The organism is Sphingomonas mali NBRC 15500 (assembly GCF_001598415.1).
GTDB lineage: Bacteria > Pseudomonadota > Alphaproteobacteria > Sphingomonadales > Sphingomonadaceae > Sphingomonas > Sphingomonas mali.
Window position 1 is genome coordinate 1 of sequence record NZ_BCYX01000099.1, and the last position, 1349, is coordinate 1349.

The 1349-nt window shown below is 63.7% G+C and carries 1 protein-coding gene; it reads left to right on the plus strand.

Translation table 11 applies throughout. From position 1 onward, the window contains the following. Positions 1 to 84 precede the first annotated feature (84 nt). Positions 85 to 1098: an IS110 family RNA-guided transposase gene (locus tag SMA01S_RS23940; protein WP_066827995.1), complete on the plus strand. Its 1014-nt coding sequence runs from the start codon at positions 85 to 87 to the stop codon at positions 1096 to 1098. Positions 1099 to 1349: the final 251 nt, after the last annotated feature.

The window sequence follows — 1349 nt, forward strand, 5'->3', positions numbered from 1 at the left end:
AGTTTTTCAACATTGGGTAATGGTCTGGCTGCTCTTCGATGGAGACCGATAAGATCGGATCTGGCGCAGAAGAGGAGATGGATCATGGATTACTTTGCCGGTCTGGACGTGTCGTTGGAGAAGACGCACATCTGCGTTCTCGATCGCGAAGGGGCGGTGATACACGAGGTAGCCGCACCGTCGTCGCCGGACGCCATTGCGGCCGCGTTGACATCTGCGCCGCCGTGCACGCGCGTGGTGTTCGAGACCGGCCGCATGGCACCGATGCTCTACCACGGCCTCGTTGAGCTTGGCGTGCCGGTTGTCTGTGTCGAGAGTCGGCAAGCCTATCAGGCGCTGAAGACGCTGGCGACGCACAAGACGGATCGCAATGATGCGCGTGGACTGGCGCAACTGGCGAGGACTGGCTTCTTCAAGCCCGTGCACGTCAAGTCGCTCCCGGCACATGCCGTGCGAGCGCTGATCATGGCGCGCAAGAAACTGGTCGGCCAGCGCGTCACGCTCGAGAACCAGATCCGTGGTCTGGCGGTCGTGTTCGGCGTGCGGTTGCCGCGCGGTCTCAGCCCTGCGTTCGTAGACCAGGTGATCGCCATGAGCGACGGCATTCCAGGTCTGTCCGGCGCCATGCGCGGGCTCGTGGCGGCACGCGATGCGGTGCTCGGCGCGATCGCAGCGATCGACACCGACATGAAGAAGCTGGTTCGTGCGTCCGATGCTTGCCGCCGGCTGATGACCATCCCTGGCGTCGGGCAACTGACGGCGCTCGCATTCACCGCCGCCATCGACGATCCAGGCCGCTTCCGCCGCTCGCGTGATCTCGGCGCCTATCTCGGCCTGGTGCCGCGACGCTACCAGTCAGGCGAGATCGACTATGTCGGCGGCATCTCCAAGGTTGGCGACAGACGTGTCCGAACTCTGCTCTACGAGGCGGCCAACGTCATGCTCACCCGCTACAAAGGCGAGCTGAAGCTGAAGGACTGGGCGTTCGCGATCGCCAGACGCTCGACCATGCGCAAGGCGCGGATCGCGCTTGCCCGGCGCCTCGCCATCATCATGCATGCCATGCTCCGGCAGGGCACCGAGTTCCAGCCGGCCTGATCCCCGACGACCACGAGACAGGAGACCGCACCGAGCTCCCGAGCGGGAGCAACGCCCAAGGGAGGGAGCAGATGATGGCGCCGATTCTGTAGCATGCGGTCCACACATCGACCGACTGCGGTTTCAACCAAGCCACGTTGCACCCAGCTGACCCCATCAAGTGCCGATATCGAGCACGCAGAGAACGCAGGCACCCAAGGACGCCAATCCGCTCAGGACCGAGCAGCCAGATCTTGACCCATTAGAGAACA

Coding starts and splice junctions, on each gene's coding strand:
- SMA01S_RS23940 (WP_066827995.1), top strand. CDS start 85: ATGGATTACTTTGCCGGTCTGGACGTGTCGTTGGAGAAGACGCACATC.